The sequence below is a fragment of the Companilactobacillus suantsaicola genome (assembly GCF_004745525.1).
GTDB lineage: Bacteria > Bacillota > Bacilli > Lactobacillales > Lactobacillaceae > Companilactobacillus > Companilactobacillus suantsaicola.
The window spans coordinates 49,203-66,170 of record NZ_RKLY01000003.1; the positions used below are offsets into that span (position 1 = coordinate 49,203).

A 16,968-nucleotide genomic window follows, 5' to 3' on the forward strand; every position below is an offset into this window, starting at 1 on the left:
TTGGGAGCAAAAATGAGTGGTAAATCAATTATTTTGGATCAAATTGCTGCCGAGAATTCAAATTTCAGCGGTTTTCCGAAAGCAAAAGAGATTGCTTATTTGGCACAAGAAAATCATTTTCGAATTGGTTTGACAGTTCGAGAGATTATTGGATTTATTCGCCAATTGAGTAGCGCTAGAAACTTGGCTTTACCGTCAACCTTGCAACGGATTTTAGATATAAAATACTGTGACTTAGTCTTTAGTGATCGAAAAATTTTATTAGTGTATTTAAATTTATTGGTTGATAAACAATTGTATTTATTTGATGAGCCAGAAATGGGATTAAGTTTGACTCATTCCAAAATTATTTTCGATTGGTTGCGGACTTTAGTAGCAGAGGATAAGACAGTTATCCTGACGACTAATAAGTTGGACAACATTTTGGAGACTGATAATGTTAATTTTATAAAAAATGCCGAAGAAATTTTGGCTGATAATTATTTGAAAATTAAGTCACGCATGGCTTTTTAGGGGAGAAAATTTTGAAAAAAGCAATTTTATTTATTTTAATGCTGCCATTACTTTTGACGGGATGTTCCAATTTGAGTAGTGGTCAAGCTACCAATTCAACTCAACAAGTGAGTGCGCAAACTATTAGTCAATGGACCTATCGCTCCAACGATAAACCGGTCAAGATAATTAATGGTGACAAGCCGACTATCAGTTATAAAGCATTTGAGCAATCACATATTGATTTTGGTGGCTTAGATGATTTACATCGGACTAAAAGAGCCACTGCATACTTAACTCGCAATAATTTGGGGCGTTCTTATACCCGAACTGAACAGACTTGGCGACCAACTGGCTGGCACAACCAACCAAAATACGTTAACGGTCAAAGAGTGATTGCACAAAATCGAGGTCATTTGATTGCTTATACAATGACTTTTAATTTGAATAAGGATGGTAAACCTGATCAGGGACAGTTAGGTAGTATCGATAATCCTTACAATTTATTTACTCAAACTGAGTTTTCAAATCAAAAGACGATGGTTGAAATAGAACAGACTGTTCGTAATGCCTTAGCAAGAAATAAAAAGATGATCTATCAGGTGACACCAATTTTTCGAGGCCAAGAATTGATGGCCCGTGGGGTCTGGGTTCAGGGAATCTCTAACGATGGCAGTGTTAAATTCAATCGTTACCTTTGGAACGTTCAAGATCAAGTTCAATTCGATTATGCAACGGGAAGATCACGAGTGAATAGGGACTTTCGAGTGCCAGAAGTAAAGCAACAACATTATCAGTCAAAGAAATATCATCATAATTCTTATTGACTTAAACATAGGTTTAAGTACTAAACTGCAGTTGAGGTGAGAGTATGAATGAATTAGAAAAACTAGATAATGGCGATTGGTATTACTTTATTGATAAAGGTGTCGCCAACAGAAAAGCTCAAGCAGCTAAGTTGTGTCAAGAATTTAATAGCATTCCAGCAACAGAACCTGACAAACAAACTAAAAAAATTAAACAGATTTTAGGATCATATGGTAAAAATCTTTCCGTCCAGAGTACTTTTACTTGTGATTACGGTAAAAATATTCATGTCGGGGATGACTTTTTAAGCAACTTTAATTTAACAATCTTGGATGTGGCTCCAGTGAATATTGGAAACAATGTCATGATTGGACCCAATGTTGATATTTATACAGTTAATCATCCAATGACAGCTCAAGGTCGTCGTGATTATTTAGGAAAAGGAACGCCAGTTACGATTGGCAATGATGTTTGGATCGGTGGTAAAGTAACCATTATTCCTGGCGTTACTATCGGTAATAATGTAGTCGTTGCTGCCGGGGCAGTCGTTACCAAAGATGTTCCAGACAACGTCTTAGTTGGCGGGGTTCCTGCTAAGATCATTAAAAAATTAGAACAATAAAAAATTCCACTCAATTGTGGAATTTTTTTATTCTGGTTTATGATTTAAGTATATCTTTAAGTCAAGAAGGGATTTTAAAATAATGGAATATTTAATTGGCGATGTAGCTAAAAAGATGAATATCAACTCTTCAACTATCCGTTTTTATGATAAGGAGGGTTTGATGCCTTTTGTTCAAAGAGATGCAGCTGGGCGTCGTAAATTCAAACAACAGGATATGAACTTTTTAGAAGTAATCGATTGTTTGAAAAAAAGTGGTGTACCTGTGAAAGATATTGCTCACTTTGTGCGTTTATGTATGGAAGGTGACGGAACTTTACAGGAAAGATATGACTACTTGGACCAAGAGGAGAAAAATCTTCAGGGTAAAATAGATGAGTTGAACGACAAATTAGATTTCTTACGGTTCAAGAAATGGTATTATAAGACCTCAGTTGAAGCTGGAACAGAGAAAATTCATTTTGTCCCTGGTCAAAACTTAGTTGATCCAGAAACTAAATCGCAATACCAAGCTCAATTAGCTAAGACTGACAATCTTCGAGATTTAATTGACCTGAAGAAAAAAGCTTGATTCTCAAAAGGAATCAAGCTTTTTTAGTTAAAATTAATTGTTAATTGGCCTAATTGGTCGATCTTACTGATTAATTGATCACCAGGATGAAGAAATTCTTTTGGATTTCTACCTGAGCCGACACCACCTGGAGTCCCGGTAAAGATTAAGTCGCCGGGATATAGTTCCGTAATACTGGAAAGGTAGCTGACTAAATCATTCGTGTCAAAAATTAGATTTTTCAACTGACTATGTTGCTTTTCTACACCATTCACTTCAGTCGTGATGGTTAAATTGCCTAAATCATCGATTTCATCTGGAGTTGTTAGCCAAGGACCGATTGGCGAGAAATTTTGGTAGGATTTGGCAAGTGAAAACTGAGGATTGGCATTTAAAAACTGCAGCTTTCGATCGGACAGATCTTGGCCAACCATGAAACCGGCGATGTGCTGAGCAGCTTGTTCGACCTTGATATTGCGACCGCCACGGCCCACGACAATCACGAGTTCTGTTTCCCAATCAGTCTGTGGACTAGGAATTTTGACCAATGGATTTGGTCCAGTTAATGAACTGACAAATTTAGTAAAGATGTTGGGAACTTTAGGAGCAGTAGTTTTTAATTCCTGCATGTGGTCACGATAATTGAAACCAACGGCAAAAATTTGTTTGGGATCAGCAATCGGGAGTGAGAAGTCACGCATATCAGGTTTGGCTCTTTTTTCACTGAGAAACAGATGGTCATCCAAATGTGGCAGCATTTCTTGTAAGTTTTTGACGCCATTTACGAGTTGAATATTATCGTCATTGACTAAGGCAACACGATCGTTATACATAGCAAATTTCATTTTTAACCCTCTTTTATAAATACTTATATTTTATAACTTCTGTCGATAATTGACATGTAATCAAATTAAAATTATTATAATTATTTATAAATGAGGAGGGATACGAATGGATAGCAGTTTAAGCGTTAGGACAGCCGTTAAAGATACTCTACCCACGGTATTCGGATACATCGGTATTGGGATTTCGTTTGGTATCGTTGCGGCCGCCAGTGGGTTAAGTGTTTTGATGGCAACTTTGATGTCACTGATCGTCTATGCCGGTTCGGCACAGTTTATCTTAGTGAGTCTGTTAGTTATTGGAACACCAATAGTATCAATTGTTTTATCAGTTTTTTTAGTCAATTCACGCATGATTTTAATGAGTATGACAACTGCCACATTTTTCAAAAAAAATACTATGTTAGAGAATATTCTAATAGGAAGTTTAATTACCGACGAAAGTTTTGCCTTGAGTATGAATAAGTTAAATTATACCGATGGTGAATTATCGTTTAAGTGGTTCAATACGGTAAACGTTTTGGCGTATTTAGTGTGGGCCGCTTCAACTTTTCTTGGAGCAATGCTAGGCAAAGTCATCACGAATCCGGAACAACTAGGCTTAGATTTTGCTTTAGTGGCAATGTTCATCGGATTATTGTACTTACAGTTGATCAGTGATAAATCGATCTCATTAAAAGTTCAATTATTAGTGATTTTGATAATGTTGCCATTAGTTTATTTTGGTTTAGTTTTTATCTCAAGTGATCTCTTGATTTTAATCGTGACCTTAGTAGGTTGTGCAATTGGGGTGGTGTTGAAGCATGCCATCGACTAACTTTATTATTTGGACAATGATTTTTTGCGGACTGGCGACATGGCTATCACGAATCTTGCCATTCGTGTTACTTAAAAAGTTCACCTTACCACCAAAAGTAGTGGAATTTTTAGGCTTTGTGCCAATAACCATTATGGCGGCGTTATGGTTTGAAAACTTATTTCATCAGCAAATCGGTCATCTACCACAGGTCGATTTACCCAATTTATTAGCTTCAATTCCAACCGTCATAACGGCTATTTTAACAAAAAAATTACTTTTGATCGTAATTGTGGGAATTATTTCACTAGGCTTAGTACGACTAATAATTTAGTTTATTTGACAATATTTTAAGCATTTATAAAATCTTGTCTCATTCGAATGAAAAGGTTTACATTTGTCATCGTTGTGATAATCTGAACTTGAAAGTGAGGTTATTGCAATGGCGGATTATAATTTTTTGACACCATATACGTTTAAGAAAGGCGTTACAGTTAAGAATCGAATTGTCATTCCACCGATGACAGAAGAAATGAGCTTTTCTAATGGTGAAGTTACGACCGATGAATTACGATATTATCACTTACACAGTGGTGGAGCAGGGATGTTCATTACTGGTGTAGCCAATGTTAATGCGCTGGGCAAAGGTTTCGAGGGTGAGCTCAGTGCTGAGGATGACCGTTTTATTCCTAGTTTGACTAAATTGGCGGATGCAATGCACAAAGATGGTACTAAAGCTATTTTACAAATTTTTAGTGCTGGTAGAATGTCTTCAACTGCTATTTTGAGAGGTCAACAGCCGGTCAGTGCTAGTGCTGTTAAAGCGACAAGAAGAAATTCAGAAACACCTAGAGCTTTGAGTGAAGAAGAAGTTGAGCAAACTATCAAAGACTTCGGTCAAGCAGCTAAACGGGCGATTTTAGCTGGCTTTGATGGAGTTGAGATCCATGGCGCAAATACTTATTTGATTCAACAATTCTTCTCACCAAATTCTAATCGTCGGACTGACAAGTGGGGTGGCAGTCTAGAAAAGCGGATGGCCTTTCCACTAGCAATTATTAAAGAAGTTCAAGCAATTATTGATAAGTATGCTAAAAAGCCATTCTTGATGGGCTATCGAATTTCACCAGAAGAAATCGAAACCCCTGGAATTCGTTTCGATGAGACTTTGAAATTCATCGATGTTTTGAAAGAGACACCAATCGACTACTTACACGTTTCCATGGGAAATGTTTGGAGAAAGTCATTGAATGATAAGTCAGTTACAACTCCTTTGAATTTGACAATCAAACAACACATTGGTGATTTGCCATTGATTGGGGTTGGTGATATTCAAACTCCCGCCGATGCTCAAAAAGTCCTTGATGAGGGAATCGACTTTGCGGCATTAGGTCGTGAGATGTTGCGTGAACCTAAGTGGGTTCAAAAAGTTGAAGCCGGTGATGAAAAAGCAATCCGTTATACAATTTCACCAGAAGACCATGAAGAACTTGGTCTAGTTGGAACATATTGGGAGTTCTTAATGCAAGGCTTCCACGATGGTTTGCAATTGAGTAGTGAACCAATTACCGAAGAGAGTCGGCAAAAATTTAATAACGCCTTAGATCATATCTTTGGCGGTGGTGAATAGATATAATTATAAAAGCTTGGGACATAACTACTTTTTATTCCTAAACTTGCAGCATAAACGCGGAACAGGACATAACTCTCTCCGCTTAAAACAAATAAGCCAAGGTAATCAAAGTGCGATTACCTTGGCTTATTTGTTTTAATGCTCAAGAGTTGACCATGTCCTGTCCCGCTCTTTTGCTATTTGACACATATATCAGCCTGATATATATATATTAAACTAGTTGTTTTTGTCAAGGAGAGAAAAATGTATGACTTGTTTGTTTTAGGACAACTGATGGACGAATCGATGAGCGGATACTTAATGCGCCAAATTTTGCAGCAATTAGTCGGATCCAGTCGCAAGATTAGTTTTGGAATGATCTATCCATTATTTAAACGCTTAGATGAAGCAGGTTTCATCGAATTAAATGAAACTAAAACATCTGGTCGAATTAAAAAGGTTGCCACGATTACCAAAAGCGGTCGCCAACAATTCTTGAAATTAATGGAAAAGAAGATTCCGGTCAATTCAAATTTGGAATTCACCTATAATGTGAAGTTTCGCAATTTTCATCAAATAGATAGGAAGTTACGTCAACAAATATTGCGTGATTACTGTCAATATTTGACCCAGGAAAAAAATTTGCTCAAAAAACAAATGGCTGACTTACCACAGACTAATATTTCAAATCTGGATCTACAAAATGCGTTGTGGGTCAATGACTTGAAGGTCGCAAAAATTGTGGCTGCTTTAAATTGGGCCCAAGATTCGTTAAACAAGCTTGAGAAATAGAGGGGATATTTTGGAAGAACCACGTACTATGTCGAAAAAGACAATCTTATTAATGGCAATCGTAACTGGGGTTATCGTTGCCAATTTAAATTTTATTCAACCAATTGAAAACTTAATTGCTAATGACTTTGGAGTTTCAAAATCAGTCGTTGGAATGTTGGCGATGGTGACTCAATTAGGTTACGCCTTGGGACTATTGTTAATTGTGCCTTTAGGAGATATTTTCAATCGCTACAACTTAATTCAATTTATGATGATTTTATCAATTATTTCGTTATTATTAGCCTTTTTAGCACCAAATGCAGCTGTCTTTGCCATTGCCACGGCTTTAATTGGCATCACCTCGGTTGCGCCACAGATCATTATTCCTTACGCCGGTTACTTAGCGCCAGCCTTAGAACGGGGTAAAGTGTTAGGAATCGTCTTGAGCGGTTTATTAACAGGTATCTTATTGTCACGGTCTTTCAGTGGTTTATTAGGTAGTGTGATGCCATGGCAGGATATTTACTTGTTGGCGGCCGGAATTGACTTAGTATTTCTAGTCATCGTTCATCTATTTTTACCAAAAGATGCTCGGGGACACCAAGATTTGAAGTATTTACCAGTCATTAAAACTTTACCCAAATTGTTCACTAGCCAAAAGGCCTTGAGAAGTTCAGCCATCAACGGTTTTTGCATGTTTGGGATGTCAAACGTCCTCTGGTCAACTTTAGCCTTTTATTTAGCTGATCAATATCACCTAGGCAGCAGTGTCGCTGGATTATTAGGACTTTTAGGAATTGCCGGAGTTTTAGTAGCACCATGGGTCGGCACCTTAGTCGACGAACGCTCACCAAAACTGACAATCGGTTTAAGCATGATTCTTTCAGGACTAGGTTTCTTAGTATTTTGGTTAATCGGTTTTTGGATGATTGGTCTAATCGTCGGAATCGTCTTGTTAGATTTAGGGACACAATTTAGTCAAGTGTCAAACCAGGCAATTGTCCAATCACTCAATCGAAAACAGAGTAGTAGAAACAATTCCATCTTCATGTTCAGTTATTTCTTAGGTGGGTCATTTGGAACCCTCTTTGCTACCTGGGCTTGGAGCCACGCTGGCTGGTCCGGAGTTTGTTTGGTCGCCTTAGTATTTTTAATTATTGCGATTATTGATCACTTTGTATTAGGGGAACCTGAGAAGCTGAATAGAGAAGCGTAGTTTGAGATTATGGATGTTTAGATGCCGTCTTCCGCAACAACTCGGGGAAATGCTGGAACGCTCTGGACACGACTTGAAGCCTTTTTCAAAACCGGAAAAAGTCTCCAAGCTCGGTCTTCCACTAGGCGCTGAAAGCGCCAAGAGGAATTTCAGGGCTGAGCATTTCCCCGAGCTGTTACTCCAGACTAGATTTCAGTTATTTGCAGCTATTTCTGTAAATTCTGAGTGGGATATAAGTTCTATTCAAAGCTTAGTTAAAACTGATTTATAGTCTGGATACGTAATGGTAATTTGAATTTTTATTAGTAAAATTTTATAAAGAGATAGAAGATATTACTAGAGATGTAGAGGATTGAAGCAAACTAGTGACGTCTTCTTTTTTATACTTTTTATATTTCTATTTTGAATAGGGGAAGCAATTCAACTATAAAAACATCAAGCACTATATATGAATAGAATTGGTATTCCTAAATGAATGGAAAGCAAATATAAAATAGATCCATTATTCAGTCCGGAATAGCAAAGAAAATTGGCTCAGATGTGAAATTTTTGTTAATGCTTTAGCATTTACAAAAAGGCCAATCTTGGAAATGCCGCGTACTTTGCGGTAGTTTCAAGTTGTGCCCAGCACGTTGCCGCCAAATTTTCTTTGCTATGGAGGACGGCATACTTCCACCCACCATAAAAAAAGAATTTTCTACAAAAACCTTTTTATTTCAAAAATTATTCCATTTGTTATATTATTTTTGCGAGCGTTTATAAATGAGGGTATAAATATGGAAAAATTTTCGTTATTAATTGTTTTGTTTGCTGCTTTAGCCACACCGCTAATTACAGCCAAATTTCACTTGACCAGAATGCCAACGGCAATCTCTGAAATTTTGATGGGGATAGTAATTGGGAAGACTGGTTTGAATATCGTTCAACCAGATTCTAGTTTGCAATATGTGGCTAATCTGGGTGTGATCATGCTGATTTTCTTAGGAGGAATGGAGATTGATTTCTCCCTGTTGGAACCTAAAAAGGATCAATTCTCGCCATTAGGAACATCACTAGCAGGATTTGGCTCGATTCTTTTCATGTCCTTGATTCTAGGAGTAATAGTCTATAAAACAGGAATCTTTAATGAGTTTATCTTGGCAGTGATCCTGTTCAGTACAATTGCCATGGGAGTGATTATTTCCTTACTAAAAGAGGTTGGACTACTTGAGACGAATTACGGCCAGACGATTCTGTTGACTTCGGCTATGGGTGAATTTATTCCGCTGTTGGCTTTGACCGTTTATGCGGCGGTTAAACGTCAAAACTACTTGTCTGTTTTTGGTTTGCCAGTGATTTTTCTTATTGCCATAATCTTATTACGTCGTTTTAATCGGATTTATGTTTTCTTTGATAAGATTGACAAATCAACGACCCAATTGGACATTCGTTTAGCCTTTTTCTTAATTTTTACTTTGGTAACTTTTGCCGAACAAATTGGAGCCGAGAATATCTTGGGAGCATTCTTAGCCGGAGCCGTTATGAAATTATTGCGGCCAAAGGAAGACACTGAGGAAAAGCTCAGCTCAATGGGCTATGGATTCTTCATACCGGTTTTCTTTATTACTACTGGCGTTAAATTGGATTTGCGAACATTGTTGACTAACAAACAAGCTTTAATGTTGATTCCAGTTTTCTTTATCGCTTTTATCTTGAGTAAGACGATCGTCTATCTGGTATTCAATAAGAAGTTTGGTAAACGCTATTCAGTTGCGGCTGCGGTTTTAACTTCAACAACAATTACCCTAGTCTTGCCGATCTTGGAAGTAGGGCGTAATTTGAAATTGATCACTACGGCGCAGTCAGGTGCCATCACTTTGGCCGCAATTATCACTTGTCTGATTTGTCCGATCTTGTTCAATAAAATCCTCAATCATGAACCAGAAATAGAAGAATAATGATATTTTTTAGAATAAAATTGTGTATTTTTTTATAAAAAGCGTTACACTATACCTGTTAAACAAAAAGTAACAGATAGAGGATGATCTGATGAAAAAATATGAAGCAAGTACTGAAGAAAAACACATTGAGATCGTAAACATCGCTGGACTTGAAAAACGTGTTCGTGACCACATGAGCAATGAGAAAGGTGCTTTTGGCTACATTCGTGGCGGTTCTGAAGATGAATGGACGATGAAGCAAAACACTGAAGCCTTTAATAAGAAGAAAATAATGCCCCGTGTCTTGCAAGGTATCAATCACGCAGACTTGAGTACAAAATTATGGGATATTGATTTAAAAACTCCAATCATTGAAGCTCCATCAGCTGCTCATGGTTTAGCTCACGCTAAAGGTGAAGTCGACACTGCTAAAGGTGTAGCAGATGCAGGAACTATTTTTTCAATGAGTACTTACGGTAGTACTAGTTTAGAAGATGGTGCAGCCGCAGCTCCTGGTGCCCCACAATTTTTCCAATTGTACATGAGTAAAGATGATAAATTTAATGAATTTCTAATCAAAAAAGCAGTTAAAGCTGGCGTCAAAGCAATTGTTTTGACAGTTGATTCCACGCTGGGTGGTTATCGTGAAGAAGACGTCATTAGTAAGTTCCAATTCCCATTACCAATGCCAAATTTGGCAGCTTATTCAAACGGTGATGGTGAAGGTAAGGGAATTTCTGAAATTTACGCAGCTGCCAAACAAGGCATCGTGCCTTCAGATATTCAAAAGATCAAAGATTTGTCAGGTTTGCCAGTCTTTGTCAAAGGTATTCAATCACCTGATGACGCTGAACTCGCAATTGACTTTGGAGCTGACGGAATTTGGATTTCTAATCATGGTGGTCGTCAACTTGATGGTGGACCAGCATCATTTGATGTCTTACCAGCAATTGCTAGTGTCGTTGATAAGCGAGTTCCAATTGTCTTTGATAGTGGCGTTCGTCGTGGCGAACATGTTTTCAAAGCTTTAGCTAGTGGAGCTGATTTGGTTGCTATCGGTCGTCCGATTATTTATGGATTAAATCTTGGTGGTGCACAAGGTGTAACTGATGTGATCGAACATCTCAACATGGAATTATCAATTACGATGCAATTAGCAGGTACTAAGACAATTAATGATGTAAAAAACACCCAATTATTAGATTAATTTTTGTCAAACAGTTTAAAAAACATTAAATTAGCGGTATTCTTATTTAATTATGAGAATATCGCTAATTTTTGTAATTTTATTAGAAAAAATACAAGAAAGTTATTAACGTTTGACCTCGAGTGAACTTTAGGGTGTAAGCTATTAGTAATGCGTTATTTTTAATACAGTATTTTAGGATTTGAAGGTGAGATAAATATGGGGATTTTTTCTCGTTTAAAGTGGTTCTTTAAAAACCAATGGAAGCAATATTTAGTTGGTGTCCTGGCACTAGTTGTCGTAGCTATCTTCAACGTTATTCCACCAAGAATTATTGGGGATGTGGTTGATGCCGTTAGTAAGAAAAATATGACTGCTCGTTTCTTAGTCATCAGTATGTCAATTTTCTTAGTGACAGCGATTGCACAATATTTGTTGCGTTATTTATGGCGGAAGATGATTTTCGGCAGTTCTTTTGTTTTGGAACGTGAACTGAGAAGTCGACTGTATCGTCAATTTATGAAGATGGACGCAACTTTTTATAAAAAATGGCGGACTGGTGATTTGATGGCGCATGCTACCAATGATATCGATGCCGTTCGTGAAGTAGCTGGACCAGGTATTTTGACCTTGGCCGACTCAATTATTACTGGTACGTCAACCGTTCTAGCTATGGGTTTGATGATCAGTTGGAAATTGACGCTGTTTGCTGTTTTGCCACTTCTACTATTAGGTATTATGGCAAATATTTTGGGTGGAAAAGTTCACGATGCTTTTTCACGTTCACAAGCTGAGTTTTCAAATATTAATAACAAGACTCAGGAAAGTATCGTCGGTATTAAAGTTCTCAAGGCGCTAGGTCAAGAGCGTGAAGACGAAGAGGATTTTGATAAGTATGTGGCCGACAATATTACTGCTAATAAACGATCATATCGACTAGATTCACTGTTTGATCCACTAACAACTTTGATCATGGGGATTTCTTATGTGATCACAATTATTTTCGGTGGTTTGTCAGTTTTACATAATCAAATCACAATTGGTCAATTAGTTTCCTTCATTACATATATGACTCAATTGACTTGGCCAATGTATGCGGTCGGTAGCTTGTTCAACGTTTTGGAACGTGGTTCAGCTAGTTACGATCGAATCAGTGAATTGTTAGGCGAAAAATCTTCTTTAGTTCATCCAAAACACGAAGTGGAAGAGATTCCTGATGGAACACTCGACTTTAATATTCATTCATTCCACTATCCAGATGATGATCAGGCTACAGCTTTACAAGATGTGCATTTTCAGTTAAAGGAAGGGCAGACTTTAGGAATTGTTGGCCCTACTGGTGGTGGAAAATCAACTATCATCAGTCTTTTGATGCGTGATTTCGATCATTATGACGGCTCTATTAAAGTTGGCCAATATGATATTCGAAAATATAATCTTGATAATTATTTGAATACGATCGGTTACGTTCCGCAGACTAACTTCTTGTTTTCAACTGATATTCGTGACAATGTACGATTTGCCAATATCGAAGCTAGCCAAGAAGCCGTTGAAGCAGCTAGTCGTGTCGCCGATTTGGATGCTGATATTGAGAAGATGCCTAATGGTTACGATACCGAAGTTGGTGAACTTGGGGTCTCGCTTTCAGGTGGACAAAAACAAAGATTGGCGATTGCTCGGGCTATTTTGAGTAATCCTAAATTGCTGATTTTGGATGATTCCTTGTCAGCGGTTGATTTTAAGACTGAACGTAATATTGAACAACGGATTGCCCATAATCGAAAAGAGGCAACGACAATCATTGCGGCCAGTCGGTTGAGTTCGGTTGAAAATGCCAATCAAATTTTAGTCATCGACCACGGAACAATTATTGAAAAAGGTACTCATAAAGAATTATTGGCTCAAAAAGGTTGGTACTACAATACCTTCCATCTTCAAGAGAAGACAGCTGAGTTAGAGGGGAGGCTAAATAATGGATAATCATGAGCAAGAGAATATACTTAAAAAAGTTCGATCCCTATCACGCAAAGACCGTAATAACATTTTGAAATGGCTCTTTAGTTTTGCATGGGAGTTCAAGATTCAATTTGCAATTGCAATTGGATTTGCCTTGGTTTTAAGTGTAATCAACATCTTTTTACCAAGAATGTTGCAATACTACATGGATAATTATTTGACCGACCAAAGTACTGGTTTGAAATTAATCGTTGGCTTTGCAATTTTGTATGCTTTTGGAACGATCATTCAGGCGATTGTTCAATTCGTGCAAAACTTCTTCTTTGCGATGGGTGCTGAACGGACACTGGAAAGAATTAGAAGTAAATTATTTCACAAACTTCACACATTAGGCTTGAAGTATTTTGACGTCACGCCGGCTGGATCAATCGTGTCAAGAGTTACTAATGATACCAAGACTTTGTACAATTTTTGGACGTTGTTCTTGATGATCATTGTGGCCTTTTTCTCGATGATCTCAGCGTTTATTGCTATGGCTTCGGTTCACATTTGGTTAGCCGTTGTAACAGCATTATTTGTCGTCTTATTGTATTTGGTAGTTTGGGTTTATCAACACATTAGTTCGAAAATCTATCAACGTTTGCGTGAATACTTGAGTCAAATCAACACCAAATTGAATGAATCCTTAATGGGGATTAGTATTATTCAGCAGTTTGGTCAACAAGGTAGAAAGACTTCAGAATTTGAAAACAAGAATAACGCGTACTATCAAATGCGTCGACAAATGATCAACGTCAATTCATTCTTGTTGAATCCGATGATCAATTTGATGTTTACCTTGGCTGAATTGATTGCGTTGTTAGGCTTTGGTTTACAAAGTATGAATACTTTTGTGGCTGCTGGTGTGATTTATGCGTTTATTTCTTACCAACAAAACTTCTTTAATCCACTGGGAAATGTCATGAATTACATGTCATTTTTCCAAGATGGTTTAGTTGCTGGTTACCGAATTATGCGCATGTTCAATAATGAAACTTTGGCTCCAAAACAAAATGAGGATAGCACAGCTAAAATTACTGAAGGAAAAATTGAATTCCGTCACGTTACCTTTGGTTACAATCCCGATGAACCAGTTTTGAAGGATATTTCCTTTGTCGTTGAACCTGGTGAAAACATCGCCTTTGTCGGTCACACGGGTAGTGGTAAGAGTTCAATTATCAACATCATGTTGCGTTTTTACGAATTTGGTCAGGGGGAAATCTTGATTGATGACCATGATATTCGTGACTTTTCGACCCAAGAATTACGTCAAAAACTCGGATTGGTAATTCAAGAGCCATACTTATTCTATGGTGATATTGCCAAGAATATTCGAATGTTTGATGATTCAATTACCGATGAACAAGTTGAACAAGCGGGAAAATTTGTTGATGCCGATGAATTCATTCAGAAACTTCCCGCCAAATATCACTCTCCGGTAACGGAACGTGGTGGCAGTTTTTCAACTGGTCAACGTCAATTGATTTCTTTTGCCAGAACAATTGTTAGAAATCCGAAAGTCTTAATTTTGGATGAGGCAACTGCCAATATCGATCCGCAAACGGAACAAAGCATTACTAAAAGTTTGAAAAAAATGCGTGATGACCGAACAACAATTTCTATTGCGCATCGGCTTTCTACAGTTCAAGATGCTGATCAGATCTTAGTTTTAAGTGCTGGTCAAATTGTTGAACGAGGAACGCATGAAGAATTACTTGCTCTAGGTGGTAAGTATGCTGAATTGTATGCTTTACAATCAGTTGAAAATAATTAACTATAACTTATATGCATGAGAGGGTATTCAAAATAAGTATTTAACATATCAAGCAATTTAGTTAACAATAATATTTGTAAATAAAACAAAAAGGTTTGGTATTTAATGAAAAAACAAATAAATGAAGGATATTTTGATGGCGAACGCCCACTCTTTAAGGAACACGACGCTCAAATTTCCGATACAACTTTTGGTGAAGGAGAATCACCTTTAAAAGAAGCTCGTAATATTGATTTGAAAGATGTCGTTTTCAAATGGAAATATCCACTGTGGTATGCCAAGCACGTCGTAGTTGATAATACAATTTTTGAAACGATGTCACGTTCTGGTATTTGGTATACCGAGGATATTGAAATCAACAATTCGGCTTTGCAGGCTCCTAAGTTGTTCCGCCGTGCTAGTGACATTACTTTGAATAATGTTCACTTTGCTGATGCAGAGGAAACAATGTGGACTTGTAAAAATATCAAAATGAACAACGTTCAAGTCAACGGAAATTATTTTGGTAAAGATAGTGAAAACATTTATGCTGAGAACTTAAATGTTGTTGGGAACTATGTCTTCGACGGAGCTAAGAATATTGAAGTTCACAATTCTACTTTCGTCTCAAAAGATGCCTTTTGGAATTGTGAGAATGTAACAATTTATGACTCAAAAATCAGTGGTGAATATCTAGCTTGGAATACCAAGAATTTAACTTTGGTTAACTGTACGATTGAAAGTGACCAAGGACTTTGTTACTTAGATGGCTTGAAAATGATTAACTGTAAGCTCTTGAGAACTGATTTGGCCTTTGAATATTGTTCAAATATTGATGCCGAAATCACAACCAATGTCATGAGTATCAAGAATCCAATCAGCGGTTCAATCAAAGTTAAGTCTGTTGATAAGATTATCTTTGATGACCCAGAAATTGATCAGAATAAAACTATTATTAGTTATTAGTGTGTCACAAAAAGTTTAATGGAGGAAAATAATAATGAAGTATGATTTTGAAACTCTGAACAAATCACGTGCGGGAAATTCAGCCAAGTGGGATGTTGGTCCAAATGAATTACCAATGACGATTGCTGATATGGATTTCAAGACCGCTCCAGAGATTATTTCAGCACTCCAAAAAAAAATCGATATGGGTCTTTTCGGTTATGAAGAAATTCCTGACGACTATAAAGAAGCAGTCGCCAGTTGGTATGAGCGTGAACACCACGTTCGCCCCCAAACGGATTGGATGATTTTTGCCACCGGGGTAGTGCCTTCAATTTCTTCGGCCGTTCGTCGCTTAACTTCTTTAGGTGACAATGTTTTAGTGCAAGCCCCAGTTTACAACATCTTTTACAACTCAATCGTCAATTCTGGTCGTCACGTCGTTTCGAATGATTTAGTATACGACCAAACTGACCGCACTTATTCAATCGATTTCACTGATCTGGAAAAGAAATTGAGTGATCCATTGACGAATATGATGATCTTGTGCAATCCTCACAATCCTGTCGGCAAAATTTGGACGGTTCAAGAACTGACCAAAATTGCCCAATTGTGTTTACAATATGACGTTAAGTTGTTTAGTGATGAGATTCATGGTGATATTACTTTCAACGAAGCAGGTTATAACCCAATTTTTGGCTTACCAAAAGAGTTATTGAAAAATGTCGTAGTTGCGGTATCACCAAGTAAAACTTTCAACGTGGCCGCTTTGCATGCTTCAACAGTGATTGTCCCCGATGAAAATTTACGTGGACAAGTCAGCCGTGGTCTCAATAGTGAAGAACTAGCGGAACCAAATATAGTAGCAATCCCAGGAACAATTGCCGCTTACACACAAGGTAGCTCCTGGTTAAAAGCTTTAAAAGAAAAGCTATTAGCCAATAGAAAATTAGTTTTAGATTACTTGGCTACTAATGTGCCAGAATTCAAGTGGGTCAAAGGCGAAGCCACCTATCTATTGTGGTTTGACGTATCAGAATTAACCGAAAATGTAACAGAATTAACCAACTTCATTCGAAAAGATACCGGCTTGATCTTAACTCCCGGCAGTGTCTATCGTGGTGACGGCTATCACTTTGTTAGAATGAACATTGCAAGCCCAACAGAAATGATTCAAGATGGCTTGAGTCGTTTGCAAAAGGGTGTAAGTGATTATAAGAAATAGTGATGGTTCTTTTGTTTGAGTGGTGGTTAGATGCCGTCTTCCGCAACAACTCTGGGAAACGCTGGAACGCGGTGGGCAGACTTGGAGCCAATTCCAAAACCGGGAATTGTCTTCAAGCTCCACCTTTGACTAGGCGCTAAAGCGCCAAGACAAATATCGCAGCTGAATTTCCCCGAGCTGTTACTCCAGACTAGATTTCAGTTATTTGCAGTTATTTCTGTAAATTTTGAGTGG

16 protein-coding genes are annotated in these 16,968 nt (G+C 37.5%); 15 read left to right on the plus strand and 1 reads right to left on the minus strand.

All coding sequences use genetic code 11. The features are described from left to right. Window positions 1-12 precede the first annotated feature (12 nt). The 4 genes from EGT49_RS01770 to EGT49_RS01785 all read left to right on the plus strand — a co-directional run bounded on the left by EGT49_RS01770 (window position 13) and on the right by EGT49_RS01785 (window position 2,492). A complete protein-coding gene (locus EGT49_RS01770) occupies window positions 13-513 on the plus strand; it encodes an ATP-binding cassette domain-containing protein (protein WP_135371242.1) in 501 nt (166 codons plus the stop codon). Between the two features lie 11 nt (window positions 514-524). Next, the gene (locus EGT49_RS01775) at window positions 525-1,319 is read left to right on the plus strand and encodes a DNA/RNA non-specific endonuclease (protein ID WP_135371243.1); all 795 of its coding nucleotides are present in this window, start codon (window positions 525-527) and stop codon (window positions 1,317-1,319) included. Between the two features lie 44 nt (window positions 1,320-1,363). Beyond that, entirely contained in the window at window positions 1,364-1,921 is a 558-nt protein-coding gene (locus tag EGT49_RS01780) for a sugar O-acetyltransferase (RefSeq protein WP_135371244.1), read from the plus strand. 82 nt (window positions 1,922-2,003) lie between these two features. Continuing rightward, window positions 2,004-2,492: a MerR family transcriptional regulator gene (locus tag EGT49_RS01785; protein WP_135371245.1), complete on the plus strand. Its 489-nt coding sequence runs from the start codon at window positions 2,004-2,006 to the stop codon at window positions 2,490-2,492. Between the two features lie 23 nt (window positions 2,493-2,515). On the opposite strand, the gene EGT49_RS01790 is transcribed toward EGT49_RS01785, so the two are convergent. Continuing rightward, the gene (locus EGT49_RS01790; protein ID WP_135371246.1) at window positions 2,516-3,316 is read right to left on the minus strand and encodes a fumarylacetoacetate hydrolase family protein; all 801 of its coding nucleotides are present in this window, start codon (window positions 3,314-3,316) and stop codon (window positions 2,516-2,518) included. A 106-nt stretch (window positions 3,317-3,422) separates the two neighbouring features. Here EGT49_RS01790 and EGT49_RS01795 point away from each other — a divergent pair, with 106 nt between their 5' ends. From EGT49_RS01795 to EGT49_RS01845, 11 genes are all read left to right on the plus strand, one after another. After that, window positions 3,423-4,130: an AzlC family ABC transporter permease gene (locus EGT49_RS01795; RefSeq protein WP_135371247.1), complete on the plus strand. Its 708-nt coding sequence runs from the start codon at window positions 3,423-3,425 to the stop codon at window positions 4,128-4,130. Beyond that, window positions 4,117-4,443 carry an AzlD domain-containing protein gene (locus EGT49_RS01800; protein WP_135371248.1) on the plus strand — a complete coding sequence of 109 codons (327 nt, stop codon included), beginning with the start codon at window positions 4,117-4,119 and terminating at the stop codon, window positions 4,441-4,443. The genes EGT49_RS01795 and EGT49_RS01800 overlap by 14 nt, the downstream gene beginning before the upstream one ends. 108 nt (window positions 4,444-4,551) lie before the next feature. Beyond that, entirely contained in the window at window positions 4,552-5,739 is a 1,188-nt protein-coding gene (locus EGT49_RS01805) for an NADH-dependent flavin oxidoreductase (RefSeq protein WP_135371249.1), read from the plus strand. Window positions 5,740-5,985: 246 nt separating this feature from the next. Then, entirely contained in the window at window positions 5,986-6,513 is a 528-nt protein-coding gene (locus tag EGT49_RS01810; RefSeq protein ID WP_135371250.1) for a PadR family transcriptional regulator, read from the plus strand. 28 nt (window positions 6,514-6,541) lie between these two features. After that, window positions 6,542-7,711 (plus strand): MFS transporter, encoded by a 1,170-nt coding sequence (locus EGT49_RS01815; protein WP_135371333.1) that lies wholly within the window; start codon window positions 6,542-6,544, stop codon window positions 7,709-7,711. A gap of 776 nt (window positions 7,712-8,487) precedes the next feature. After that, window positions 8,488-9,648 carry a cation:proton antiporter gene (locus tag EGT49_RS01820; protein WP_135371251.1) on the plus strand — a complete coding sequence of 387 codons (1,161 nt, stop codon included), beginning with the start codon at window positions 8,488-8,490 and terminating at the stop codon, window positions 9,646-9,648. A gap of 91 nt (window positions 9,649-9,739) precedes the next feature. Then, window positions 9,740-10,837, plus strand: coding sequence for a lactate oxidase (locus EGT49_RS01825; protein ID WP_135371252.1), 1,098 nt, complete (start codon window positions 9,740-9,742; stop codon window positions 10,835-10,837). A gap of 198 nt (window positions 10,838-11,035) precedes the next feature. Further along, window positions 11,036-12,796, plus strand: coding sequence for an ABC transporter ATP-binding protein (locus EGT49_RS01830; protein ID WP_135371253.1), 1,761 nt, complete (start codon window positions 11,036-11,038; stop codon window positions 12,794-12,796). Beyond that, on the plus strand, window positions 12,789-14,585 hold the full coding sequence (locus EGT49_RS01835) for an ABC transporter ATP-binding protein (RefSeq protein WP_135371254.1): 1,797 nt from the start codon (window positions 12,789-12,791) through the stop codon (window positions 14,583-14,585). The genes EGT49_RS01830 and EGT49_RS01835 overlap by 8 nt, the downstream gene beginning before the upstream one ends. Window positions 14,586-14,690: 105 nt before the next feature. Continuing rightward, on the plus strand, window positions 14,691-15,530 hold the full coding sequence (locus EGT49_RS01840) for a DUF3737 family protein (protein WP_135371255.1): 840 nt from the start codon (window positions 14,691-14,693) through the stop codon (window positions 15,528-15,530). Window positions 15,531-15,564: 34 nt separating this feature from the next. Next, window positions 15,565-16,734: a MalY/PatB family protein gene (locus tag EGT49_RS01845; RefSeq protein ID WP_135371256.1), complete on the plus strand. Its 1,170-nt coding sequence runs from the start codon at window positions 15,565-15,567 to the stop codon at window positions 16,732-16,734. The last annotated feature ends 234 nt before the right edge of the window (window positions 16,735-16,968 follow it).